25 protein-coding genes are annotated in these 24,673 nt (G+C 48.4%); 10 read left to right on the forward strand and 15 right to left on the reverse strand.

Annotation, left to right across the window (positions count from 1 at the left end; translation table 11 throughout):
- Positions 1-319: 319 nt before the first annotated feature.
- Positions 320-790, reverse strand: a complete 471-nt coding sequence (locus tag RCH83_RS15140) for a Spy/CpxP family protein refolding chaperone (RefSeq protein WP_306523614.1) — start codon at positions 788-790, stop codon at positions 320-322.
- 179 nt (positions 791-969) lie between these two features.
- Between RCH83_RS15140 and RCH83_RS15145 the strand changes: the two genes are divergently transcribed.
- From RCH83_RS15145 to RCH83_RS15155, 3 genes are read left to right on the forward strand one after another with little or no spacing between them, the layout of a single operon-like run.
- Positions 970-1,668 carry a response regulator transcription factor gene (locus RCH83_RS15145; RefSeq protein WP_306523616.1) on the forward strand — a complete coding sequence of 233 codons (699 nt, stop codon included), beginning with the start codon at positions 970-972 and terminating at the stop codon, positions 1,666-1,668.
- Positions 1,665-3,035 carry an ATP-binding protein gene (locus RCH83_RS15150; RefSeq protein WP_306523618.1) on the forward strand — a complete coding sequence of 457 codons (1,371 nt, stop codon included), beginning with the start codon at positions 1,665-1,667 and terminating at the stop codon, positions 3,033-3,035. Before RCH83_RS15145 ends, RCH83_RS15150 begins: the two co-directional genes overlap by 4 nt.
- Complete coding sequence (locus RCH83_RS15155) at positions 3,032-4,075, forward strand: alpha/beta fold hydrolase (RefSeq protein WP_306523620.1); 1,044 nt, start codon at positions 3,032-3,034, stop codon at positions 4,073-4,075. The genes RCH83_RS15150 and RCH83_RS15155 overlap by 4 nt, the downstream gene beginning before the upstream one ends.
- On the opposite strand, the gene RCH83_RS15160 is transcribed toward RCH83_RS15155, so the two are convergent.
- Complete coding sequence (locus tag RCH83_RS15160) at positions 3,996-4,919, reverse strand: cation diffusion facilitator family transporter (RefSeq protein WP_306523621.1); 924 nt, start codon at positions 4,917-4,919, stop codon at positions 3,996-3,998. The genes RCH83_RS15155 and RCH83_RS15160 overlap by 80 nt on opposite strands.
- A 19-nt stretch (positions 4,920-4,938) precedes the next feature.
- Positions 4,939-5,403, reverse strand: coding sequence for a tRNA (cytidine(34)-2'-O)-methyltransferase (locus RCH83_RS15165; protein ID WP_306523622.1), 465 nt, complete (start codon positions 5,401-5,403; stop codon positions 4,939-4,941).
- A 193-nt stretch (positions 5,404-5,596) separates the two neighbouring features.
- Between RCH83_RS15165 and RCH83_RS15170 the strand changes: the two genes are divergently transcribed.
- On the forward strand, positions 5,597-7,387 hold the full coding sequence (locus RCH83_RS15170; RefSeq protein ID WP_306523623.1) for a bifunctional diguanylate cyclase/phosphodiesterase: 1,791 nt from the start codon (positions 5,597-5,599) through the stop codon (positions 7,385-7,387).
- A gap of 14 nt (positions 7,388-7,401) precedes the next feature.
- On the opposite strand, the gene gpsA is transcribed toward RCH83_RS15170, so the two are convergent.
- Genes gpsA through RCH83_RS15190 form a run of 4 tightly spaced genes read right to left on the reverse strand, consistent with a single transcriptional unit; the run spans position 7,402 to position 9,626 of the window.
- Positions 7,402-8,400: an NAD(P)H-dependent glycerol-3-phosphate dehydrogenase gene (gene gpsA / locus RCH83_RS15175; RefSeq protein ID WP_306523624.1), complete on the reverse strand. Its 999-nt coding sequence runs from the start codon at positions 8,398-8,400 to the stop codon at positions 7,402-7,404.
- A 12-nt stretch (positions 8,401-8,412) separates the two neighbouring features.
- Positions 8,413-8,895 (reverse strand): protein-export chaperone SecB, encoded by a 483-nt coding sequence (secB, locus tag RCH83_RS15180; RefSeq protein ID WP_306523625.1) that lies wholly within the window; start codon positions 8,893-8,895, stop codon positions 8,413-8,415.
- 27 nt (positions 8,896-8,922) lie between these two features.
- Complete coding sequence (gene grxC, locus RCH83_RS15185; protein ID WP_306523626.1) at positions 8,923-9,186, reverse strand: glutaredoxin 3; 264 nt, start codon at positions 9,184-9,186, stop codon at positions 8,923-8,925.
- Between the two features lie 14 nt (positions 9,187-9,200).
- Positions 9,201-9,626: a rhodanese-like domain-containing protein gene (locus RCH83_RS15190; protein WP_306523627.1), complete on the reverse strand. Its 426-nt coding sequence runs from the start codon at positions 9,624-9,626 to the stop codon at positions 9,201-9,203.
- A 207-nt stretch (positions 9,627-9,833) separates the two neighbouring features.
- On the opposite strand from RCH83_RS15190, the gene gpmM reads away from it, so the two are divergent.
- From gpmM to RCH83_RS15205, 3 genes are all read left to right on the forward strand, one after another.
- The gene (gene gpmM / locus RCH83_RS15195) at positions 9,834-11,378 is read left to right on the forward strand and encodes a 2,3-bisphosphoglycerate-independent phosphoglycerate mutase (RefSeq protein WP_306523628.1); all 1,545 of its coding nucleotides are present in this window, start codon (positions 9,834-9,836) and stop codon (positions 11,376-11,378) included.
- Between the two features lie 2 nt (positions 11,379-11,380).
- Positions 11,381-12,529, forward strand: a complete 1,149-nt coding sequence (locus tag RCH83_RS15200; RefSeq protein ID WP_306523629.1) for a murein hydrolase activator EnvC — start codon at positions 11,381-11,383, stop codon at positions 12,527-12,529.
- 72 nt (positions 12,530-12,601) lie between these two features.
- Complete coding sequence (locus RCH83_RS15205) at positions 12,602-13,777, forward strand: divergent polysaccharide deacetylase family protein (protein WP_306523630.1); 1,176 nt, start codon at positions 12,602-12,604, stop codon at positions 13,775-13,777.
- A gap of 69 nt (positions 13,778-13,846) precedes the next feature.
- Here RCH83_RS15205 and rpoH read toward each other — a convergent pair whose 3' ends face one another.
- Positions 13,847-14,707 (reverse strand): RNA polymerase sigma factor RpoH, encoded by an 861-nt coding sequence (gene rpoH / locus RCH83_RS15210; protein ID WP_306523631.1) that lies wholly within the window; start codon positions 14,705-14,707, stop codon positions 13,847-13,849.
- Positions 14,708-14,959: 252 nt separating this feature from the next.
- Between rpoH and RCH83_RS15215 the strand changes: the two genes are divergently transcribed.
- Positions 14,960-16,204, forward strand: a complete 1,245-nt coding sequence (locus RCH83_RS15215; protein WP_306523632.1) for an EAL and HDOD domain-containing protein — start codon at positions 14,960-14,962, stop codon at positions 16,202-16,204.
- A gap of 40 nt (positions 16,205-16,244) precedes the next feature.
- On the opposite strand, the gene ftsX is transcribed toward RCH83_RS15215, so the two are convergent.
- Genes ftsX through ftsY form a run of 3 tightly spaced genes read right to left on the reverse strand, consistent with a single transcriptional unit; the run spans position 16,245 to position 19,266 of the window.
- Positions 16,245-17,216 (reverse strand): permease-like cell division protein FtsX, encoded by a 972-nt coding sequence (gene ftsX, locus RCH83_RS15220; protein ID WP_306523633.1) that lies wholly within the window; start codon positions 17,214-17,216, stop codon positions 16,245-16,247.
- Positions 17,213-17,896: a cell division ATP-binding protein FtsE gene (ftsE, locus tag RCH83_RS15225; protein ID WP_306523634.1), complete on the reverse strand. Its 684-nt coding sequence runs from the start codon at positions 17,894-17,896 to the stop codon at positions 17,213-17,215. Before ftsE ends, ftsX begins: the two co-directional genes overlap by 4 nt.
- Before the next feature lie 2 nt (positions 17,897-17,898).
- Positions 17,899-19,266 (reverse strand): signal recognition particle-docking protein FtsY, encoded by a 1,368-nt coding sequence (ftsY, locus tag RCH83_RS15230; protein WP_306523635.1) that lies wholly within the window; start codon positions 19,264-19,266, stop codon positions 17,899-17,901.
- Between the two features lie 81 nt (positions 19,267-19,347).
- Here ftsY and rsmD point away from each other — a divergent pair, with 81 nt between their 5' ends.
- Positions 19,348-19,992, forward strand: coding sequence for a 16S rRNA (guanine(966)-N(2))-methyltransferase RsmD (gene rsmD, locus RCH83_RS15235; protein WP_306523636.1), 645 nt, complete (start codon positions 19,348-19,350; stop codon positions 19,990-19,992).
- Between the two features lie 133 nt (positions 19,993-20,125).
- Here the strand turns inward: rsmD and RCH83_RS15240 are convergent, their stop codons facing one another.
- The 4 genes from RCH83_RS15240 to RCH83_RS15255 all read right to left on the reverse strand — a co-directional run bounded on the left by RCH83_RS15240 (position 20,126) and on the right by RCH83_RS15255 (position 24,093).
- Positions 20,126-20,755, reverse strand: a complete 630-nt coding sequence (locus tag RCH83_RS15240; RefSeq protein ID WP_306523637.1) for a PEP-CTERM sorting domain-containing protein — start codon at positions 20,753-20,755, stop codon at positions 20,126-20,128.
- A 491-nt stretch (positions 20,756-21,246) separates the two neighbouring features.
- Positions 21,247-21,864 (reverse strand): YjaG family protein, encoded by a 618-nt coding sequence (locus tag RCH83_RS15245; RefSeq protein WP_306523638.1) that lies wholly within the window; start codon positions 21,862-21,864, stop codon positions 21,247-21,249.
- Positions 21,865-21,960: 96 nt separating this feature from the next.
- A complete protein-coding gene (locus tag RCH83_RS15250) occupies positions 21,961-23,493 on the reverse strand; it encodes a hypothetical protein (RefSeq protein WP_306523639.1) in 1,533 nt (510 codons plus the stop codon).
- 3 nt (positions 23,494-23,496) lie between these two features.
- On the reverse strand, positions 23,497-24,093 hold the full coding sequence (locus tag RCH83_RS15255; RefSeq protein WP_306523640.1) for a YhgN family NAAT transporter: 597 nt from the start codon (positions 24,091-24,093) through the stop codon (positions 23,497-23,499).
- 117 nt (positions 24,094-24,210) lie between these two features.
- Here RCH83_RS15255 and RCH83_RS15260 point away from each other — a divergent pair, with 117 nt between their 5' ends.
- Positions 24,211-24,600 (forward strand): DUF2721 domain-containing protein, encoded by a 390-nt coding sequence (locus RCH83_RS15260; RefSeq protein WP_306523641.1) that lies wholly within the window; start codon positions 24,211-24,213, stop codon positions 24,598-24,600.
- Positions 24,601-24,673: the final 73 nt, after the last annotated feature.

Genomic DNA, 24,673 nt, shown 5'->3' on the forward strand with positions numbered 1-24,673 from the left:
CGACGGCAGCAAAACGACAGTTGTCGTTTAAAGTGATTACTCCAATTATTTTTCTATTACCATGATTTTTTTAACATTTAACCAGCAAGATTTTATTTAAGCTGGGCAATTGTGACCATAGCGAACACTGTCATTGCTGCATCTATGGCTGATTCATGTTGATTGCCGGTAAACAGCAGCAAAGCCGGTGCTGCTTTTTGCTGCAGAAAAAGCAAAACCGGCTAAGCCGGTTTTGTGCTGACAAGGTGTCTGAAGTGCGACCAGATAAACCTGGCGTGCTGCCAACTGACTTTGGCCGGCCCCAAGCCGGGTTTTGCCATTATTCGCTACCAGACTCAGCTTTTTTCTCGGTCATATGTTCCTGCATACGCTGACGCATTTTAGCTTTACGTTCATCCAGTTTGGCTTTTTGCTCTGGTGTTAATACAGCACGTAACTGGTGCTGTAACTTCAGCTTCGCCACTTCCTGTTCCAGCTTTTTCGCTTGTTGTTTTTCCAGAATCACCCTGACGCCGGCTTCATCAAAAGTGTCGCTGTTTAAGGCCGCCTGCAATTCTTCATGCATGGCAAAACGTTCGGTTTTATTAATCATTTGCTCACGATGGGCTTTTAATAAAGTTTCCACCTGCACTTTTTGTGCATCGGTTAAATCCAGCCCTTTAAACATTTTACCATCGGCAAACAGATGCCCGCCGTGGCCACGCTGATGATCACCAGCCACAACAGCAGTACTGACACCGGTCAACAACACTGATGATAAAACTAAGGCTAACAGATTGAATTTTTTCATTTTACACTCCACTTGTCTGGTTTGGTTGCGCTGTGTTCCTGCTGGACTAAACAGCGATGAAACAAGCATACTCTGTGTAATGCAAAGCAACGCCAAGCATGGGTAAAGGTTGTGTAAAGAGCATTGTCGCTTTGTGTCAGGCCTTTAAACTGCCAGTGAAGTGGTACTGAGGATGCGCAATGAACCAAAAAATCCTGCTTATTGATGATGACCATGAGCTCAGTCAGCTGGTCACTGATTATCTGACGCTGGACGGTTTTAGCCTCGACAGAGCTGCCGACGGCGTTTCTGGTTTGCAACTGGCACAAAGCGGCCAGTATCAGCTGATTTTGCTTGATGTGATGCTGCCAGGGCTCGATGGTTTGTCGTTACTCAGACAGTTGCGCCAGTCAAGCTATTGCCCTGTGCTGATGCTGACCGCCCGCGGTGATGATATAGATCGTATTGTCGGGTTGGAGCTTGGAGCCGACGATTATCTGGCCAAACCTTTTAACCCAAGGGAATTAAGCGCCAGAGTCCGGGCCATTCTGCGCCGGGTAGAACTGGCACAACAGCCCCCCGCCCTTCATGTCACTAACCTGCTGGAACTGAACAATGTGCAGCTGAACCGGCAAAACCGTCAGGTGCATTGTGCCGGAATCACTATACTGCTGACCGCCACCGAATTTCAGCTGCTGGATCACCTGATGACAAACGCCGGCAAAGTGATTACCAAAGAAGACTTAAGTAAAGAAGTACTGGGCCGGCCTTTGCAACAATATGACCGCAGCCTGGATATGCATGTCAGCAATATCCGCAAAAAACTCGCAGTGGCCGATAACACAGAAAAAATTCAGACCCTGCGCGGTAGTGGTTATTTATTTCTGGAGCAATCATGACGCTGATGTCACTCAATCCAATGCGTTATCTGGCAGTCCGCATTTTTGCCTGGTTCTGGCTGGTCGTGTTGCTGACGATGGGCGCGGCCTGGCTGCTGGCCCGCGGCCTGAGTGACAATACAGAAATACGACGCCTGCCGCATGACGCCGCTCATCAGCTGGAACCTTTGTTTAAATCCTTACAAAGGGCCGATTCCATTGAAGACTTATCCAGACGTATCAACCGCAGGGATCGTAATCGCTGGCTAGTGGTAGACCCGCAAACCAATCAGGTGCTGAACAGCGAAATTCTGCCGCGCAATTTTGATCAGCATTGGCTGACAGAACTATCACAACTGGATAAACCAAGATTGTTATTACACCGCAATACACTGCTGGCCGGGCCATTTTTAGTCAATTTTAAAGGCACGCCGCTGGCGTTGTATCAACAAAGAGCCAGACCACAAAGCCCCGGCCTGGATTTAATGGCATTACCACAATATCTGTTGCCGCTGCTGCTGTTATTGGTGTCGGCACTGGCCAGTATTGTGCTGGCACTCAGCATTACCAAACCACTGCGCTTGCTGAAGCAAAAAAACCTCGATTTTGCCGCCGGCGATTTACAGGCCCGCGTTAAAGCACCGGCGCGCCGTGCTGATGAAATTGGCGAGCTTAGCCGGGGTTTTAACCTGATGGCCAGCAAAATCAGTGACTTATTACAGAACCAACAAAGGCTGTTACGTGACGTTTCACACGAACTGCGTTCACCTTTAACCCGTGCCCAATTGGCTATTGCACTGGAACAACGCCAGGGCGGCGGCCAACAATTGCCAAGGTTACAACAGGAGCTGGAACGTATTGATGAGCTGCTGGACGAGCTGTTAACCTTTAGCCGGCTGGACGCAGGCCAGTACCAACTGCAGTGGCAGGAACTGGATTTAGTGGAATTGATTGAAGAAATATTTGAAGTAAATCAGTTAGATGCAGAACAAAAACAACTAAAGCTGACTTTGCATGCGCCACCACGCTGTCTGTTGCAATGTGACAGCAGACTGATAGGCCGTGCTATTGAAAATGTGTTACGTAACGCCATTAAATACAGCCCGAATGGCGCTGCTATTATGTTCAGCTTGCAACAGGACGCAGAACAGGCCAGGTTACAGATCTGTGACCAGGGGCCCGGCATTCCGCCAGACTGTCTGGAGCAGATTTTTGCACCTTTTTACCGGGTGTCTGACAGCCGCAACAGCGCCACCGGCGGCACAGGTCTTGGGTTGGCAATTGCCGCTCAGGCTGCGCGCCAGCATGGTGGTTTTATCAGCGCCAGTCTGCCTGCTGCGGGTGGGCTCTGCATCGAATTGACCTTGAACAACAGGAGTATTTCTTGAGTTTATTCCCGGCACTGAAAGCCACGTTTTATCAGACTGATTTCAGTTCAGGTCAGGCAGATACGGCATTCAAGCTATTATGGCAACAAGGGCAACATCAGCAGTTTGTCGGCACAGCCGGCTGCCGGTTGCATTACAGCTGCTGGCAACCTGAACTTGCCAGGGCAGCTTTATTGCTGGTGCCCGGCCGTATTGAAGCAGGCCACAAATATGCAGAATTTATTGCCGATGCACTGAGCTGCGGTTATCAGGTTTTTGTGTTGGATCACAGAGGTCAGGGTGCTTCACAACGATTATTGCCCGACGGTCAGCTGGGTTATGTCGACAACTTTGACGACTATGCCAGCGACTTAAAATTGTTTGTTGATACCATCATACAACCTGCCTGCTCGTTGCCACTTTTGGCTGTTGCCCATTCGATGGGCGGCGCCATTTTAGCCCGTTATCTGCAACAACAGAGCGTAACAGCGGTTAAAGCTGCAGTGTTCAGCTCCCCCATGTGGGGCATCAATACCAGCCCACTGCCAGCGGCAATAGCCCCCTTAGTGGTCAAAATGATGTGCGCTGTGAACGGTACATTAAGCAATAAGCCCTGGTATTTGCCGGGTCAGGGGCCTTATCAGAACCGGCCTTTTTTAAACAATGATTTAAGTCATTGTGCTGAGCGTTACCAATGGTTTAGGGAGCTGTATCAGCAATATCCGCTTTACCAGCTTGGCGGCGTCAGTTGGCACTGGCTGGCCGAAGCATTACAGGCTTGCACTCAGCTCAAACAACGGCGGGCACCGCAGATCCCTTGTTTTTTATTAAGGGGTGCAGAAGACACTGTGATTGATAACAGGCAACAACTGCTGCTGTGGCAACAATGGCAACAACAACAGCCGTTATTACCTGCAGTTACTATTGCTGGCGCCCGTCATGAACTCTTAACTGAAACTGACGAGATCCGCGCTTTGTGGTTTACAGCTGTGAATCAGTTTTTGCTGCAGGTCGCGGATATTCCGGCACAGGCACCACAGAAACAGGATCAGCATGAATAATGACTTCGGCATCACGGAACAAAGCCGCCACTTTGTGCTCTGCATTGTCGACAATATCGTGTGCGTGCAACAACGACAGTTGATCAGACAACAATAACCGCAACTGCACAAATACCTTCACACCGGCCTGACGGGTTTTCAGTTGGTCCACCCCAAACACTTCCGGTAACTGATGCAGCACAACCACAATTTGTGCACGCTCTTTTTCTGACAACTCTTCATCCAGCAAATGCCGTAAACTCTCTTGCGCCAATTGCCAGGCCGTCCACAGCAGATATAACGCAATCAGCGCAGCCATCACGGCATCAGCCCACAGCACACTGTTACTGACCAGCCACAATGCAGCAATGACCGACAGATTCATCAGCACATCACCACTGTAATGTGCAGAGTCAGCTTTGACGGCCAGGGAGGCCGTTTTTTTGATGATCCAGCGTTGCACCAGCACCAACGTCAAAGTTAAACCGGTACAAATAAGTGTCAGTACTATACCGCTATTAAGCGCGCCCACAGGTTCAGGGCTGAAATAACGGCTCACGCCCTGATACAACAACAACACAGCAGCACCTGTTAAAAACGCCGCCTGAAATAACGCCATAATGGCTTCTGCTTTGCCATGGCCAAAACGGTGTTCTTCATCAGCGGGTTTAAGTGCATAACGCAAGGCGATAAAATTCAGGGTGGACACCAGCACGTCCAGCAACGCATCCATAAAAGATGCCAGCGCTGAAGCTGCATTGGTCATAATGGCCGCTGTCAGTTTTAAAGCGACAATGGCAAGGGCAGTCAAAAGCGTCAGATAACCTGAACGCCTGACCCACAACTGATAATCGGCTTTGCTCATCATCTCTCCCGCAACTTGATTAAACCGCGCCGGCAAACCCCTGCTGGCGCCAGGCTTCATAACTGATAATGGCCACCGCATTGGCCAGATTTAAACTGCGGGCATCGGCCATCATCGGGATCCGGATACGAAACTCAGGCGCAATAGCATTGCGCACTTCGTCCGGCAAACCGTGAGTTTCAGAGCCAAACAACAACACATCACCAGCCTGATATTGCACTTCGGTATGCGGTCTGCTGCCTTTGGTGGTGCAGGCAATAATTCGTCTGCCGCCCATCGCCTGTAAAAAATCGGCATAGTTGGCATGGCGGCTGACTCTGGTTAAATCATGATAATCCAAACCGGCCCGACGCAGCTTTTTTTCTTCAAAATCAAAACCTAAAGGCTCAATTAAATGCAAAGTACAACCATTGTTGGCCGCCAGCCGGATAATGTTGCCACAATTTGGCGCAATTTTAGGTTCAAACAAGGCGATGTGAAACATAAAGAAGATTTCCGCTGCTACAAATGTCGTTGCTAAAAAATAAAGCGTTCAGGCACGCCAGCTTAGAAGGCTGGCAGTATACCCAAATTTGCCAGCCTGTCACAAAACAGCACAATTATAAAAAGGTACTGTGCTGGTAATTTAGCTTAGTGTCACCAATAATTTCGGGACATATGTAAGCAGGGAAAGCGTTATGTTGCACAGTAGCTACACGGAGTTTGCCAGCTCTTTTGTTTTGTCGGCACCAGGTATAGGTTTGGTACTGATCCTGGCACTGGTGCTGATCCAACGTTGGTCACAACAAAGGTTAACGCCGGTACAAAAATTGTCGCTGGATAGTTTTTTCAGCAACTGTCCTTGTGCTGTCTGGCTGGCAGATGCGGATTTTAACTTACAACAGGCCAATCCGGCCGCGGCCAAACTGCAATGGCAGGAAGGCAACAGACCCCAGTATTATCAAAGTAAATATTGTCAGCAGCCTGCCTGGCCGGACATTGCCGCCGAACTGCAGTATCAGCAGCACTGGCATGGTGTGGTCTGGCTTAATACCCAACCCGAACCCAGAGCCATGCAACTTTGGATCACCAGACTCGCTGACAAAGACGCCCCCCGTTATCTGGTGGTGCAACATGACATCAGCGCCGAACAACAGCAACAAGCCCAGCTGCAACAACTCAGCACACACGACGCTTTAACAGGGCTGTCAAACCGCACTTTGTGGCTGGCACAGCTGGAACCTGTGTTAAAACAATGTCAGGCCAGTCAGCGCAATTGTGCTGTTGCTTTGCTGGAACTGACTGAACTTAATCAGATCCGGCAGCAATTTGGTAATCAGCAGGCCTTGATCCTCGAATGTTGGGTTGCTGAACAATTACAACAACATCTGCCTCCTTCAGCAGTGCTTGGGCAATTTTCCGAACGTCGTTTTGCGTTAATCTTTAAACCTGAACATTGCCAGCAACAGGCAGAACAAGCACTGTGGCAACTGGCGCGGCAATTACAAATAAGTTTACAGAACCCCTGCCCTTTAACCGACTTTGAAGTGTCAGTGCAGTGTTATATCGGACTGGCTGTTTATCCACAGGCCGGCACAGACAGCGAAACTTTGGTGCATCATGCCAGTTGGGCTTTGCAACAAGGGATTGAACAACAACAATGCATCACTTTCTGGCAACAACCCGGACTGGCGGCTCCGGCAGACTGGCAAACTGCCGATGAACTGGAACAGGCGCTGCGGCAATATCAGTTTGAACTTTGTTATTTGCCCAGTTACCAGCTGGAACAGCACATGTTGCACGCTTTAACAGTGCAGCTGGCCTGGCATTCGCCAAAACGTGGTTTATTGTGGTTGCCGCAATTTGCCGCAGTGGCGGCGCAAAGCCATCAGTTACTGGCAATAGAACGCTGGCAATTTCAGCAACTGTGCCAGCAACTCTGGCAATGGCGTCAACAAGGCACAACTGTGCCTGCAGTGCAGCTGGAGTTATCGGCGCTGCAATTACAACAACCCGATCTGGTGGCTTATCTGTTGCACCATTTACAGGAATGGCAGCTGGATCCGGCTTTATTTTCGTTATTGATCGACGAAGCGCACTACCTGGAGCAACCCGGTCTGGCACTCAAACAAATGGAAGCCCTGGCTAAAGCTGGTTTTTCGTTGTGGTGGCTGCATTTTGGCAGTGGTCAGACACCGCTGTTTTTAATGCAACAGCAATACTGGACAGGGGTGGTGCTCGCCGCCAGCGCAGTGGCTGAACTGGAAACTGATGATCAAAAACGACATTTATGCAGTTGCCTGATCCGTCTGGCAGCATCGCAGCAGCTGAAGGTGTCGGCGCAACAGATTGACAACGAGATGCAAGGCTATTTATTACATGTGATGGGTTGCCAGTTTGGCACCGGAGATTTATTTGGTCAGGCGCAAAATGCCAGCCAAATCAGCAAAATTCTGCATATTGAACAGAACACACAAAAAACCGGCTAACAGCCGGTTTTTTGTTATTCATCGCGTTTTTCCCGACCAAGCAAATCAATCGCAGCTGCGCGGGCATCTTTGCCCTGATACAACACCTGATAAATTTGCTCCGTAATAGGCATTTCAACACCCACACGGGTCGCCAGGTTAAAGACTTCTTTGGCATTGCGGTAACCTTCAACAACCTGTCCGATAGAAGCCATCGCTTCTTCAACACCGGCACCTTGCCCGAGCAACAAACCAAAACGCCTGTTGCGCGATTGATTGTCAGTGCAAGTGAGCACTAAATCACCCAAACCGGCCATGCCCATAAAGGTTTCTTTTTGTGCACCTAAAGCGCAACCTAAACGGCACATTTCGGCCAAACCACGGGTAATGAGTGCGGTGCGGGCATTGGCACCAAAACCAATGCCATCGGCCATGCCGGCGCCTATAGCAATGACGTTTTTCACAGCGCCACCCAATTGCACCCCAATAAAGTCGGGATTGGTATAAACCCGGAAAGTACGGCCACAATGCAATAAATCAGAAAGCACAGTAATAAATTCAGGATCGGTGGACGACAGAGAAATTGCTGTAGGTAAACCCTGCGCCAGCTCTTTGGCAAAAGTAGGGCCTGACAACACGGCTAAAGACACATCGTCCCCGAGAATGTCGCGGGCAACATCCTGTAATAAACGACCGGTATCCGGCTCTAAACCTTTGGTGGCCCAGGCCACCCGGGCATGCGGCAACAAATAAGGTTTAATTTGCCTTAAGGTGTCGGCAAAAGCATGGCTTGGCACCACCACCAACACATTCTGACTGGCCGAAACGGCCGAAGCCAAATCGGATGTCACCGCCAAAGTATCCGGCAATTTAATATCCGGCAGATACTTGTGGTTGATCCGATCTTGTTGCATCGCAGCAATATCTTGTTGGCTGCGGCCCCACAACAGGGTCTGATGACCATTGCGCGCCAGACAAATGGCGAGCGCTGTGCCGTATGAACCGGCGCCTAGAACTGTGATAGCCGCAGACATAAAAAGGCAGTATTAGTTTGGCAGCTGAGCTTGCGCTTCAGCCTGGCGCTGTTGCATATATTGCGCAAACAGAGCGTCAAAGTTGACCGGAGCCAGGTTCAGTTGTGGGAAAGTACCACGGTTGACCAGACTTGATACCGCTTCACGGGCATAAGGGAACAGGATATTCGGGCAGAAGGCTGCCAGCATATGCGCCATTTGTGCATCAGTTAATGCAGGCACTGAAAAAATACCGGCTTGTTGCACTTCACACAAAAAGGCAGTTTCCTGGCCGATAGTGGCAGTCACAGTCAGCGACAACACCACTTCAAAAGTGTTGTCATCCAGTTTCTCACTGCGGGTGTCCAAATCTAATTTTACTTCAGGCGTCCATTCTTTACGGAAAATAGCCGGAGAGTTTGGTGCTTCAAAAGAAACGTCTTTGATATAAATGCGTTGAATTGCAAATTGAGCCTGCTGCGCATCTGCAGCTAAAGTGTTTTGTTCGTCGGCCATGATGTGTCCTAGCTGAATTGAATGTTGTTATTTAAAAAGCAGAGTGTCCAGTTTTCCCTGCGCTTCAAGCGCGTGGAGATCGTCACAGCCACCTATATGTTGTTCATCAATAAAAATCTGCGGCACTGTGCTGCGCCCACCTGCTTTATTGATCATGTCCGGGCGAAGTTCAGGTTGTTCATCAATTTTGAACTCCTGGAACTGCACAGCTTTAGCGGTTAATAGTGCTTTTGCGCGAACACAATACGGGCAATAAGCTTTAGTGTAAATAGTGACGCTGGCCTGAGTCATAACTGCAAATCCTGTTATTTTTTCACCACAGGTAAGTTAGCTTCTTGCCATTTACCCATACCACCACGCAGTACCGCCACCTTGCTAAAACCAGCCTGAATCAGCTGCTTTGCTGCGCCTTGTGCCGACATACCGGCCTGACAGATGACAATAATGGGTGCGTCTTTATTTTTTTCAAGGGTATTCAGCTGAGCGGCAAATTGCGCCAGTGGCATATTACGGGCACCGGTGATATGACCCTTTTTAAAATCGTCGGCACTGCGGATATCAAGCAGCTGGGCATCTTCTCTGTTCACTTTAATGGTCAACTCAGTTGGTGTAACAAACTGAATTTTTGACACTAATGACTGCACCCAGCTAACCAGCAGTGCGACTAAAATACCTGCCCAGGCCAGACTGAGATAAGGATGATTACCGGCAAATTCGAGGTACTGTTGCATAAATTTAGCTTCCGTCATGCGATGATTTGGCGCCGAGTATAACGGCTTTCAGGGCCAAAAACAGCCCTGTGCTTTGTGCCTCAGGCCGAATTTACCGCTCTTTATGCTTTGGTTGCACAATAACTGAACAAGGACGATTGGAGTCGCCGGCAAATTTCGGTAAGATGAAGTTGAAATGATGATCAAGCAACAAGACGCGGAGCAGTGATGACAATGTCGGTTAAACCTTTGGTACTTCTGATTTTAGACGGTTGGGGTTATCGCGAAGATCCAACAGACAACGCCATACTGCAGGCAAACACACCGGTGATGGACAGATTATGGCGTGATTATCCACACAGCCTGATTTCCGGTTCAGGCATGGACGTTGGTTTACCTGAAGGCCAGATGGGCAATTCCGAAGTGGGCCACGTTAATCTGGGCTCTGGCCGGGTGGTGTATCAGGATTTTACCCGCATTACTAAAGCCATTCAGGATGGTGATTTTTATCAGAATCCTGTGCTGTTGAACGCAGTACGCGCCGCCGCCAATGCCGGTAAAGCCGTGCATTTAATGGGCTTGTTGTCGCCAGGTGGTGTACACAGCCACGAAGAACATTTAATCGCCATGATTGAACTGGCTGCCCGTGAAGGCGCCAGCGCTATTTACCTGCACGCCTTTTTAGATGGCCGCGACACCCCACCACGCAGTGCAAAAGCATCACTAAAACTGGTAGCGCAAAAATTTGCTGAACTTGGCAAAGGTCAGATTGCCTCTGTGATTGGTCGTTATTTTGCAATGGACCGCGACAAACGCTGGGACCGAGTGCAACAAGCCTATGATTTAATTGTTGATGGCAAAGCAGATTATCAATTTAACGACGCTATCAGCGCTTTAGATGCCGCTTATCAGCGCGACGAAAACGATGAATTTGTGAAGGCCAGTGTGATTCTGGGGCAAGACGGCAAGCCGGTGTTGCTGCAGGATGGTGACGCGCTGATTTTTATGAATTTCCGTGCCGACCGCGCCCGCCAGTTCAGCCGCACCTTTACCGAAAGTGATTTTCAGGGTTTTAACAGAAACCGTCAGCCAAAGCTGGCTGCTTTTGTACAACTGACCGAATACGCCGCTGATATTAAAGCCCCGGTGGCCTACCCGCCAACCAGCCTGAACAACGTGTTGGGTGAATGGCTGGCTAAACATCAAAAAACCCAGCTGCGTATTTCTGAAACAGAAAAATATGCCCACGTGACTTTCTTTTTCAGCGGTGGCCGTGAAGAGGTATTCCAGGGGGAAGAACGTATTCTGGTGCCTTCACCTTCGGTCGCCACTTACGATTTACAACCCGAGATGAACTCCACTTTGCTCACAGACAAACTGGTGGAAGCCATTCATAGCGGCAAATACGACGTGATTATCTGTAACTATCCAAACGGCGATATGGTCGGTCATACCGGTATTTTGTCGGCTGCTATTAAAGCGGTGGAAGCTGTTGATCATTGTATTGGCCGGGTGGTGGATGCTTTAGCCACTGTTGGTGGTGAATGTATTATTACCGCAGATCACGGCAATGCCGAACAAATGCTTGACCATGATTCAGGTCAGGCGCATACGGCCCATACCAGTGGTCCTGTGCCGCTGATTTATGTTGGCCGGCCGGCCGCAGCGATTGAAGGTGGCATTTTAAGTGATATAGCGCCGACCATGCTGCAACTGATGGGCATGCCGGTTCCAGCCGAAATGACCGGTAAATTGTTGTTTAAACTCAATTGAAAATGCCTATCCGATCCTTGTTTTCTGCACCGCTGCTGCTGAGCCTGTTATTGCTCAGCACAGTCAGTGTTTCTGAAGCACAGGCACAACAAAGTACCGCCAGCGCCCGTAAAGAGCTGGAGTCTTTGCAGCAGGAAATTAAACAGACAGAACGCCAGCGCCGCAACCAACGTCAGGCGTTAAAACGGGCTGAGGCAGAGCTGAAAAAAGCGGATCAGGTGCTGGCCGATGCCAGCAATGCAGTCCGGACAGAACAAGACAAGCTGCAAACTTTGCAGCAACAGCAACAACAGCTGGAACAACAGCAACAGCAACTGGAACACCAACGGCAACATCAGCAGCAGTTATTGGCTTCTCAGGTGAAAGCTGCATATCAGGTAGGTGGCCATGACTACACTCAACTGTTGTTAAATCAACAAGATGCCACCAAACTCGAACGTTTGTTAACTTATTACCAGTATTTTAATAATGCCAGAATGCAACAGCTGACGGCACTTAAAACCACGGTTGACGAGCTGGCGACACTAAAACAACAAAGCGAAGCCAACCAACTTGAACAAGAACAAAGGTTGGCTCAGTTAACCGCTCAGCAGCAAGAACTGGCTGCTGCCCGTAAAAGCCAACATGATTCAGTACAACAGTTACAGGCTTTATTGCAGGATCAAAAACAACAACTGGATTATTTAAAAAGCAACGAACAAAGCCTGCAGGCAACGCTTGCCAAGTTAAAAGCCCAGGCTGCCAACCGCAGATTAAAAAATACAGGTAAAGCAGGTTCTTTGCCCTGGCCAGTCAAAGGTGCTATCAGCCAGCAGTTTGGCGCTCGTCATGGCGGCGGTATGACAGCAAGTGGCGTTATTATTCAGGCACCAACAGGCACTGCAGTAAAAGCCATTGCCGATGGTCAGGTGATTTACGCCGATTGGCTCAAAGGTTATGGCTGGGTCACTGTGGTTGACCATGGCAATGGCTTGATGAGTTTGTATGGTAATAACCAGTCTTTGTTAAAAACACCGGGAGAAGTGGTAAAAAGCGGTGACACTTTAGCGCTGGTGGGCCAGAGTGGCGGACAAAATGATGCGGGGCTTTATTTTGAAATCAGACAAAAAGGTTCTGCCGTCAATCCTTTACGCTGGTTGCGTGCGCCTTAGTCAGGCATAATAAGCAGCGTATCTTTGGTCCTGCTGCAGCTGTGCAGCGTTTTGGCGGTGAAATAACCTTCTGTGTGTAAATTCCGTTTTTTATCCTTGTTGGCGCTTTTTTCAGTCAGTGTTGCTGCCCAAACTTTACCACCCAAAGTTGCCATTATTATTGATGATATCGGTTTTCAGAAAGCCGACCCTTTATTGATCCGCCTGCCTTATCAGCTGACTTTTGCCGTGATGCCTTTTACCCCTCAGGGCAAAGAAATGGCACAACTTGCCGCAGCACAACAAAAAGAAGTGATGTTGCATATGCCAATGGAAGCCGTAGCGCAAAATCATCTGTTGGGTAAAGGTGCTTTGCGCAAAACAATGTCGAAAATCCAGGTGCAACAAGCCTTACAGCAGGCATTGGCTGAGGTACCGCAAGCCATTGGTGTGAACAACCATATGGGAAGTTTGTATACCAGTCTGAGCGCACCTATGGACTGGACTATGCAGGTGATGGCAGAGCGGCAACTGTATTTTATCGACAGCAAAACTACCAACCGAAGTAGCGTTGCTGCCGCCACAAAGCAGCATGGTGTCAAAAGCCGCAGCCGGGATATTTTTCTGGATAACGACAAATCGTATCAGGCACTGGACCGGCAGTTTACCCAGTTGTTAAAACTGGCAAAACAACAAGGCAGCGCTATTGCCATTGGCCATCCCTACCCTGAAACTTATCAATATTTGCGGAAAAATCTCGCCAGGCTTAAAGCCGAAGGTATTGAACTGGTGCCGGTGTCACAATTATTGGCGCTGCCAGCACCTGTAACTCTGGCTAAACATAGCGGGGTTGCTGAGCCAGCCAAAGTTGTTCATTCAGACAAAGTGAATACGCCTGACAAAGTTGTCATTTCAGAAAAAATAGCGGGCAGCACAGCTTATGTCGCCAGCAGCACTAAACGACAACTGAAGTTATCACCACAAGCTCCATCCAGCGCTGCAGGTATTGCAGGCTCCGGTTCAGTCAGTCTGGTCTATCCAACTGCAGATGAAAGGTTAAAACTGCCGGAAGGAACGGCGGTTGATGTATCAATAGCCGACCCAATAACTGCAGAAGCATTGCAGTGGCACCCGCCCTATCGTATTAACTTGCCTGGTTTTAGCCAACCTACAACAGCAACAACCCAAGCCGACTGGCGTTTTTTATTCACTCTGCCAGCAGATAAAGCTGATGTGGCACCACTGAGCGGCTTGTTATTGCTGCGCTGATATTGGGCCTGGTATAAAAAACAACAAAGGCAGCCGAAGCTGCCTTTGTTTTTGCCACTCACTGCTAACTTAAGCAGCATCCACCATAGCGGCATGCAACTTTTTCATCGCATTTTTTTCCAGCTGACGTACCCGCTCAGCAGAAACCTGATAACGGTCAGCCAGCTCCTGTAATGTCAATTTCTGGTTATCCAGCCAGCGGGCGCGGATAATATCCTGACTCCGCTCGTCCAGAGTGCGGACCGCCGCTTGCAAACGATCAACTGCGGCACCTTCTGACTGATCTTCTTCATAGTTGTTGGCTAAGTCAGAAGATTTATCCTGGAGGTAAAATACCGGCGCATTAAAGTTGCTTTCGTCATCGTCGTCCTGAGCATCAAAAGGCATATCGTGATTGCTCATACGCGATTCCATTTCACGCACTTCGTATTCTGGTACACCCAAAGACTCAGCCACGTTTTTCACTTCTTCCTGACTAAACCAGCCTAAGTTTTTCTTAGCTTTACGCAGGTTAAAAAACAGCTTGCGTTGTGCTTTGGTGGTGGCCACTTTCACGATGCGCCAGTTTTTTAACACAAATTCATGAATTTCAGCTTTGATCCAATGAACCGCAAAAGAAACCAAACGTACACCCACTGTAGGGTCAAAACGCTTGACCGCTTTCATCAGGCCAATATTGCCTTCCTGCACTAAATCACCAATAGGCAGACCATAACCTGAATAACTGCGGGCTATATGCACGACAAATCGTAAATGCGACATAATTAACTGACGGGCGGCTTCTAAATCACCATGCTGCTGCAGGCGTTCGGCTAACGCGCGTTCTTCCTCGGCAGACAGCATCTGAATACTGCTGACCGCATGGGTATAAGCCTCCAGGCTTCCGCTACCAGCGACAGACAGTGTCATAAGTTGGGATGCTTTTGTCATATAAACAGCTCCTGCTCGGATTTAAGTGGAATCATCTTAGCACTCTTTGATTGAGAGTGCTAAACGAAGTTCCATCATTTTAAGATCCGAATCTTATAAAGGACCATTTTTCAGAATATCAAAGCATAAGTTACTTTAGATTTTTACGATATGCTCAGCTCATCAGCCCAATCTTTTGCCACAAAACCCTGATCCATCAGCCACTAATCGCATGACCTTTGGCAACATCGAAGGTGAAGTAGGAGTTGCAGCATGTATTGTTATATGGCACGTCAGCCGATTCTGGATAACAACAAAAATTTATATGGTTACGAGTTGTTATTCCGGGACGGTGAAGCCAATGCTTTTCCCAATATCAACGATGACGAAGCCACTTCAAAACTCATCACTGAACACCATCTTCTGATGGGGGTGGAAAAAATCACCGGTGGCCAGCTGGCATTTATTAATTTTTCCGCCGATACGCTGATCCATCACTTCCCGACTTCTATTAACCCTAAAAGTATGGTGATTGAAATTCTGGAAACAGTGCCTATCAGCAGGGAATTACTGACAGCCTGCCGTGAACTGCACCGTATGGGGTATCAGCTGGCGCTGGACGACCATGATTTTGACCCCAAATGGGACATTTTCCTGCCTTATATCAGCATTATTAAAGTGGATGTACAGCAGTTTAATCTGCTGCAGATCAGCAAATACATCTCAAGGATAAAACACTACAACGTTGTGTTACTTGCAGAAAAAGTCGAAACCGCCGCCGAATTTAACAAACTACGCCAGCTGGGTTTTCATTTGTTTCAGGGTTATTTTTTTGCCCGTCCAGAAATGCTGAAACATAAAAAAATTGCCAGCAGCAAACTGAATCTGATGTTGTTAATTGCAGAAGCGAGCAAAGTTGAGCTGGATTTTGACCAGCTATCACAAATTGTTGAGCGGGATTTAGGTTTGTCTTACAAACTGCTGCGGTTTGTGAATAGTGCCAGTTTTGCCCGCGAAAAACCTATTGGTTCGTTAAAACACGCCATGGTGTATATGGGCGAAGCTGAGCTGAAAAAATTTATCGCTTTATTGGCTTTGGCCAACTTAAGTGAAAACAACGGCAGTGAACTGTTAAATATGTCAGTGGTGCGCGCCAGATTTTGCGACCAGCTGGCAAACCTAAATCAGGATCCGGCGAATCCGCCAACAGCATTTTTAACAGGTTTATTTTCGCTGGTTGACGCTTTATTAGAGCAGCCGCTGGCCGAATTGCTGGATGACTTACCTATCTTACCGGAAATAAAAAATGCGTTATTGCAGCACAGCGGCAGACTTGGCAAATATCTGGAACTGGCCAAAGCTTTTGAACAGGCCAACTGGGAAAAACAACAACAATTGACCAGGCAAGTTCTCAACAAGGCCATAGATTTAAGTCCGGTTTATCTGGAAGCAGTGCAGTGGGCGCATGGCTTGATGTTAACGGCCAAAGACGAAGACAACAAAGAAGCAGTTAAATAAAGCAAACAGCGCTCAGAATTTTAGCTCTGAGCGCTGCAAATTAAGGTTCAATCGCCTTAATATGACTACGCACTGCAATATAAGAACCGACCAGCCCCAGGCTCACCGCTATCAGCATCAGATAAGCAAACTCATGCAGACTCAGGGAGCGCAATACAAAATCACTTTGATACAGCTGAGTGACAGTCGCAATAGCGCCTTGCAGCCACCAGAGCATCAGTTCGACCACCACAAAAGCCAAAAAACCACCAAAAACACCTAACCAGATACCGGTATACAAAAAAGGTCGCTGAATAAAAGCGTCGGTGGCGCCCACCAGTTTCATCACTTCAATTTCGGCTTTTTTGTCCATAATCGACAAACGGATGGTATTGCCTATCACCAGCAAAGCAGCACTTAACAACAAAACAGCAATGGTATAAACCGCTTGTTGCATCAGGTTCATCAGTGCGGCTAAACGCTCCAGCCAGCTGATATCGAGTTTGGCGAGTTCAACAAAACGTTCTTTTTCCAGCTTGTGCATTAAAGCTTCGGCAGCTGCTGGCTGATTTAATTTTGGCGTGACCAGCAGCACATCAGGCAAAGGGTTTTGATCCAAAAAGGCTAAAGCCTCACCAAAACCCGATTGTTGTTTAAATTCAGCCATAGCAGCAGCTTTATCAATTAACCGCACTTTGGCGACCTGATTGTCACCTTGCAATAAGGTCACTAGGGTGGCGATATCGGTTGCACTGGCGTCATTTTTTAAAAACAAACTAATTTCAAAAGACTGGTCATAACTGCGGCTCACCTGCTGTACGTTTTTGACCAGCAAATGCAAAGTGGTAGGTAAGGTCATGCTGATACCAAGCACGGCAACTGTGATCAAAGCCCAAAGTGGGCTACGCCACAGTTCACCTAAACTAGTGACCGCCTGACGCACATGGGTGAGCACAGCACGCAGCAATTTTTGCAGCAAATTTGGTTGACTGGCAGTGGCACCGACAGCACGGCCGGCAAACAACATACTCATTCGCCGTCCTCCTGATGCGTCAGACCATCATTGATCATCTTGCCGCCTTTGAGTGTCATAGTGCGGTAGCGCATCCGGGCAATGAGTCCAAGGTCGTGGCTTGCTACCAACACCGAAACACCGGCCTGATTAAATGCTTCAAACACCCGCATAATGTCTTTGGATAAATCAGGGTCCAGATTGCCGGTCGGTTCGTCAGCCAGCAATAGCGGTGGTTTATTCACCACAGCACGGGCAATACCCACCCGCTGTGCTTCACCACCGGATAAAGTGGCTGGCAGGCAGCGGGCTTTATCCAGCAGCCCAACCTGATCAAGGGCCGCGTGCACCCTTTTGGCCATTTCGCGACCGGTAAAACCTTCAATCACCAGCGGCAAAGCCACATTGTCAAACACACTGTGGTTCATTAGCAGCCGGTGATCCTGGAAAATCATGCCAACGTCACGGCGCACATAAGGGATTTGTCTGGCTTTGACTGCACTTAAATCCACACCGTTAATAAATACTTTTCCGGCCGATGGACGTTCAATCAAACTGATGAGTTTAAGCAGGGTACTTTTACCAGCGCCGGAGTGGCCGGTTAAAAATGCCATTTCACCTTTGGCCAGTTCAAAACTGACCCTGTCCAATGCCACAAAACCGCCACTGTAACCTTTGCTGACCTGCTCAAAACGCAGCATGTTCAGAATTCCTTATTAAATAATGCCCGGATAAAATCTTTGCTGTTAAATACCCGCAGGTCGTCGATGCTTTCACCCACACCGATGTAACGGATAGGCAACTTAAACTGGTCGGCAATGGCAAAAATAACGCCGCCTTTGGCGGTGCCGTCCAGTTTGGTCAGTGAAATACCTGTCAGTTCAACAGCTTCGTGGAACAACTTTGCCTGACTCAAGGCATTTTGACCAGTACCGGCGTCTAAAGTCAGCATCACTTCATGTGGCGCTGCACCGTCGATTTTTTTCATCACCCGGACAATTTTTTTCAGCTCTTCCATTAAATGGGCTTTGTTTTGCAAACGACCTGCGGTGTCGGCTATCAGCACGTCAATTTTGCGCGCTTTAGCGGCCTGATAAGCGTCAAATATCACCGAAGCGCTGTCAGCACCTGAATGCTGGGCAATCACCGGAATTTGGTTACGCTCACCCCACACCTGCAACTGCTCAACAGCAGCGGCGCGGAAAGTATCACCAGCCGCCAACATCACAGATTTACCCTGTAATTTAAACTGCTGCGCCATTTTGCCGATGGTGGTGGTTTTACCCACACCATTCACACCCACCATTAAAATCACAAAAGGGCCGTCATTGTTGTGGATTTGCAGTGGTTGTTCCACCACATCCAGCAGCTCAGCCATTTCCTGTTGTAATTTTTCATACAGGCTGTCGGCATCTTTTAACTGACGCCGGTCGGCATGTTGCACCAACTGTTTAATCAGCTTTTGACTGGTTTCAACACCCACATCAGCCATCAGCAGCTGGGTTTCCAGCTCTTCATATAAATCGTCATCTATTTTCTTGCCCAAGAACAAACTGGCTAAACCGTTGCCAAGGTTCTGGCTGGTTTTGCTTAAACCTTGTTTGAGGCGGGCAAAAAAACCTGGTTTTTTATCTGCTGCTACCGCTGTTGTTTCCGGGGTTTTATCTTCAGCTTGTGGGGCTTCTACTTTGTCAGCCACCGGGCTTGAAGACTTTGTCGCTGGCTCAATTGGTTCTGCAGCCACCGTTGTCTCTATAGGCTCTGCTGCTGGCTGTGCTATTGTCAGCACTTCTGGCGCCGGCTCTGGCACTATTTCAGCCGCAGGTATCAAAGCCTCTGCCACAGGTTCTGCCACTGTGTTGAGCGTGCTTGCTACTGTGCTGTTTTCTGTTGCCAGTTGCGGCTCAGTTGGTGCTGTAACCGGTGCTTGTTGAGGTGCTGCCACTGGCAACAGCTCTGGCTCTGCCACAGCAGGCGCTACCGCCTGTTCAGTGGTATTTTTTGCATCAGGCGCAGCTGCTGGTTTTTTACCAAAGCCAAGCCAGGAAAAGAGTTTGTTAGGTTTTGTCATAGGGTTCGCTGTCAGAATACTGAAACTCAGGTAAAATCGCCGCTTATACTAACACCTTTATTATTCAGGCATAAACTCCAGATGAAAGCGCGTCGCCCTGCAGCAAATGCTCCTACCCACAATGGCCCGGGTTTTGTCCGTATTATCAGCGGCCAATGGCGTGGCCGGCGTTTACCTGTGCTCAATGCCGAAGGGTTAAGGCCCACCACAGACAGAGTCAAAGAAACTTTGTTTAACTGGCTGATGCAGGACACCGCGGGCCGCACTGTGCTGGATTGTTTTAGTGGCAGCGGCAGTCTGGCGCTGGAAGCTTTGTCACGCCATGCCAGCTTTGCCACTATGCTGGAACTGGATAAAACAGCGGTGCGGCAACTGCAACAACATCTGCAAACACTTAAATGCAACAATGCCGAAGTGATAGCAGGCAGCTGCTTGTTGTATCTGCAGCAACAGCCTAAAAGGCAATATGATTTAGTATTTTTAGACCCGCCGTTCCGGCAAAACTTATTGTTGCCTTGCGCCAGCTTGCTGGAACAACAACAATGGTTAAGCGACGATGCGCTGATTTACGTTGAATGTGAAAAAGAACTGCTTGTATCTCAATTGCCTGCCAACTGGAGTTTATATAAAGAAAGTGTGGCGGGTCAGCTTGCTTACCGGCTTTATCAGCGTCAGCTGCCGGAGCCGGCAGCTCTGACTTCAGCCGCAGCTCAAGCCACCAGTTAGCGAGGGAAACCTCAAGCACAACAATGTGGTGCAGAGCTTCTGCAACAATAACAAAAAGCCCGGACTTTTCAGCCGGGCTTTTTGTAAGCAACAACACACTGAATTCCGGATCAGACCGGAACTCAGCTGCCGATTAAGCTTTGTTTGCTTTTCTGCGGCGCAGCATCAGGCCAGCAAAAGCCAGACCAAATAAACCAAACATACCAGGTTCAGCCACATCAATTGAGGTACAAGGAACACCCGGAGTTGGCACACAAGCCAAATCACCACCGTTTACAGTTAAGGTTGATTTACCTAAAGTCACTAACCAGCCAGCATTGTTCTGATCGATATTCATCCGGACTTTTAAACCAGCGTTCACCTGGCTTTGCGCCCAGCTAAATGCACCTAAATCAAAGTCAGTGAAGGCCCAAATGCCATCACCGCCAGCCAGGTTACCCAGACTCAACCATGAAGAACCATCAAAAACTGAAATGGCATCCAGCTCACCTTGGGCAAAATCCACGTCAAACGCAGAAATACTCAGTTTGATACTGCTGAACACGCCAGCCAGTGGGTTGTGGATCCATTCCCAGTCCTGGTTCTGGTCACGCCAAAAAGTCGGTTGGCTATATTTATTCGCATCAGAGTCAACAAAATATTCAGTTGCGCTGTTGTTGCTGTATTCCTGCACATCAGTAATAGGCGCAGCAAAAGCAGCAGAAGACATTAAAGTGACAGCAGCTGCAAAACCAGCAAACAATTTCCCAAAGTTATACGTCATGTTGAAGTTCTCCAGAACTCTTTGAATTACACCAAGCAATGCCAGCAGCGCTGACCGGATCGCAGGTATTGCAGCTTTGCTCTGATTTTCCAGATGCACCTTAGCCTCAAATCACCTTACGCTGCAGTGGATTAGCAAAAATAAGGCCAACAATTTACAAAAATAAACCATTGATTTAAAAGGAAATAAAACAAGAATAAAAGAAACTAAACAACTCATGTAAAACATATTGACACGAAAAAGTTACAAAAAGGTACAGGTTGTTTAATTCTTAAACCGCTGATTGACGAAGATAAATTTTTTGCAGCAAAACACCGGCAGCTGCTGCTGCTGACAGTGTTTTATGACGGGGTAAAACAAATGATGGCTCGGCACTAAAACGCGGCTCAAAACAACATAGTGTGGGACATCAAAAATTGGGGCTACAAAAGCAAGCGCAACTGCAGCTTGTGCCATGCTGCGGCGCATACAGCAGAACGGGCTGCGCTGTATCAGCTGTGTGGTACTGTCAGCTCCATGCCCAGGTTAGTCACACCCTGCTCAACCACCCAGCCTCTGAGCTGCTGTATTTCGGCACGGCCAAACTCGTTAATTTCACTACAGATATCAATCAGTTCGGCCAGACAGTCCATTTCGTAGCACATCAGCTCGTGCTCACGCACCACCTTTTTCAGCTCAGCTTCAGTGGTAATGTCCAAATCAGCGGACTCATGTTCAATCAGCCTTGCCACAGAGGCCTGCGATATTTTGGCCACATTAATAAATTCGGTGCTGTCCTGCTGGGTAATGCCATTGAGCATGGTATCCAGCGCTGTGATGGCATCCAGCGCAGGATATACACCAAAAATATCAAAATGGCTGACCTCAGGAGTCACCAGTTCCAGTTCTTCCTGTAGCCGGTCAAAGTTAATTTTGGCGCGTTTGACCTGCAGCCATTCCCAGACTAAGTCCAGTACATGACGTGGCAAAGCGGCATCACCAAAAGCACTAACTTCCGCAAACAGCTGGTAACTGGGGATCATCCGTTCAAGCAAAGTGGCCGCCACTGCGGCTTGCTGATAAAAGCTTAAATCACGCATGCGCTGGAAATTATTGGCTTTTATATTCATGCAATTCTCTTATCTGACAAGCAGTTGCCATTGTGGCAACCTGAAAGGCCGCTATGATACACAAGGCTTGGCGGCAGAACCAGCATCACTGCCGGTTCAACCCGAAGTTGCATTCAGCTGACGCTGGGCATACTCAAACTTCAGCCGGTATTCGGTCAGCTGTTGCTCCAGTGTCTGTTGTTGTTGCTGGCTGTCGAGTTCCAGCTGCTGTAATTGCTGACGCAACACCCTGATGGTTTCCCTGGACTGATCGCCTTCATTTTGTTGCCGTTCTTCCAATGCCTGTTGCCGGCTTTGCGCCCGGAACAACTGACTTTCCAGTTTGTGCTGGATAGCCGACCATTCCTGCTCTTTTTGCTGCAGAGCGTCAAGCTGCTGCTGCGTTTGCGCCAGCGCATCGCTCACCGATTGCAGTTCTGCAGAACCCGACTGCTGGCGTTGTTGTTGTTCGGCAAGAGCGCTGCTGAGCTGCTGTTTTTCCTGTTCCAGCTGCTCAAACTGCTGCAAACGTATCTTCAGCTCCTGCTGTAATTGTTGGTCAATTACAGTGATTTGATTCAGCTGCACTGCCATCGCATTCACTTGTTGCTGATATTGATCCAACTGCTGTTGCAATTGTTGTTGTTGCTGCTGATATTCGGCAGCCTGTTGTGCCAGTGCCTGAGCCAGAGTTTCTTCGGAGGTTTGCTGCTGCGCGGCCCACAAAGCACTGCTTTGTTGTTGCTGTTGATCCAACTGTTGTTGCAACGTCAGCTGCTGTTGTGTTGCCTGTTGCAACTGTTGCTGAGTTGCCAGCAGTTCTGCTTTGCTCTGCTGCAGTTGTTGCTGCAGATCAGTGACAGCGCCTTGCTGTTGTTGCTGGCTTTGTTGTAATGCGGCCTGACTTTGTGCCAGTTGCTGTTGCAACGCATTCTGCAGCTGCTGCGCTTCACCAGCCGCCTGCTGACTTTGTGCCAGTTCAGCTTTAAGCTGGTTATATTGTTGCTGCTGTTTTTCCAGTTGTTGTTGCCACTGACCCGTCACACTGGCTTGCTGCAACTGGGCATCCTGCAACTCGGTGCGCAGCTGTTGCAATTGCAACTGCATGGCATCCCGCTCAGAAGTCACCTGATGTAACGCAGTTTCAAGCAACTGATGACCGGATTCACCTGCTTGTTGCTGCTGCTTCTCCAGCTCCAGCACCCGGTATTTTTCCGATTTATAATCGTCCTGGCTTTGTTTCAGCTGCACAGCTAAACGTTGCATCGCAGCAAGCGCTTCTTCTTTTTCTTCCTGAAACTGCCGTAATTGTTGTTGCAGCTGTTGTTGTGTCTGTTGTTGTTGTTTTTCAGCGGCGGCTAACTGCTGCTTCAGCGCGGCACAATCTGCTTCTAACTGCTGTTGCTGTGCGGTGGCACCATCGGCGGCATTCAGCTGCGAGTTTAATTGTTGCTGTTGTTGTTCAAGTTTTTGCTGCCACTGCTGTTCAACCTGCAGGCGTACCGACTGTGTCAGTTGCTCCAGCAGCTGTTGTTGTTGACTCAATAACTGACCTGAAAAATCCACCAAAGCGGTTTCAAGTTGTTGTTGTGCGGTTTGGACCAGAGTCTGTTCAGGGTGCTCTGTGTTATTTTTGACGACGGCTTGCATCTGTTAATCCCATTTAAAATAATGGCTGATGCCATTTAACAACATTTGTACTGCAATTATCACTAAAATCATACCCATTAATCTTTCCATCGCGGTCAGACCACGTTCGCCAAGCACTCTGTGCAGCAAAGGCGCAAATAATAAAATGGCAGAACTGAGCAGCCAGGCGCCTACTAACGCCAGAGTCCAGTCCATCATCTGCCCTGGTTGTTGATTCGCCAGCAGAATTAACGCCGCCAGAATAGAAGGTCCGGCAATCATAGGCACAGCCAGCGGAAATAAAAACGGCTCTTCACCTTCTTTTAAACCAGCCAGACCACCCGGTGGCGGAAAAATCATCCGGATGGCAATTAAAAACAGAATAATACCGCCGGCAATACTGACCGCTTCTTCTTTGACACCAAGCAGTGCCAAAAAGCTCTGGCCACCGTATAAAAACAATAACAAAATAATCAACGACAAAATAAGTTCACGAATCAAGACAATACGGCGGCGCTCTGGCTTTAAATCTTTTAGAATAGCCACCACAACCGGCAGGTTCCCCAGTGGATCCATAATCAAAAATAACGTCAGCATTGCACTCCACAGATCAACTGCCATGCTGTTACTCCTGTGCGGTTTTTTTTGTCTGAAGTCAGTGTAATATGAGTTCAGATTTCAAGCGAATCAATTTGTTGCAGCAACTTTGCTGTAAAATCCATCAGCAAAGGAGCAGATATGATGACCATCACCACACCGGCTTTGTTGTTTCCAGCCATTTCGTTGTTATTGCTGGCTTACACCAACAGGTTTTTGGTGTTGGCCCAGCTGATCCGCCAGCTGAATGACAGAGAAGGTGATCAGGTGCGGGATCTGGCCAAACGCCAGATTGAAAATCTGCGCCAGCGGATTGTGCTGATCCGCTCTATGCAACGTTGGGGCGTGATTAGTTTTTTACTTTGTACCTTGTCGATGTTCAGTTTATTTTTAAACTGGACTTTAGCCGGCCAATGGTGTTTTGGCGCAAGCCTGGTTTGCCTGCTGTTAAGTCTGTTGATTTCGTTATATGAAATTCAGATTTCCTGTCACGCTATTAATATTGAACTTGAATCACTGGAAAATCGCTGAAAACCATTTTTCTGCGGTGCAACAGCTGCCAATACTTTAATTGTCAGCCATAGTTAACAGTAACTTTGTATTG

The sequence above is a fragment of the Rheinheimera sp. genome (assembly GCF_030824435.1).
Taxonomy (GTDB): Bacteria; Pseudomonadota; Gammaproteobacteria; order Enterobacterales; family Alteromonadaceae; genus Pararheinheimera.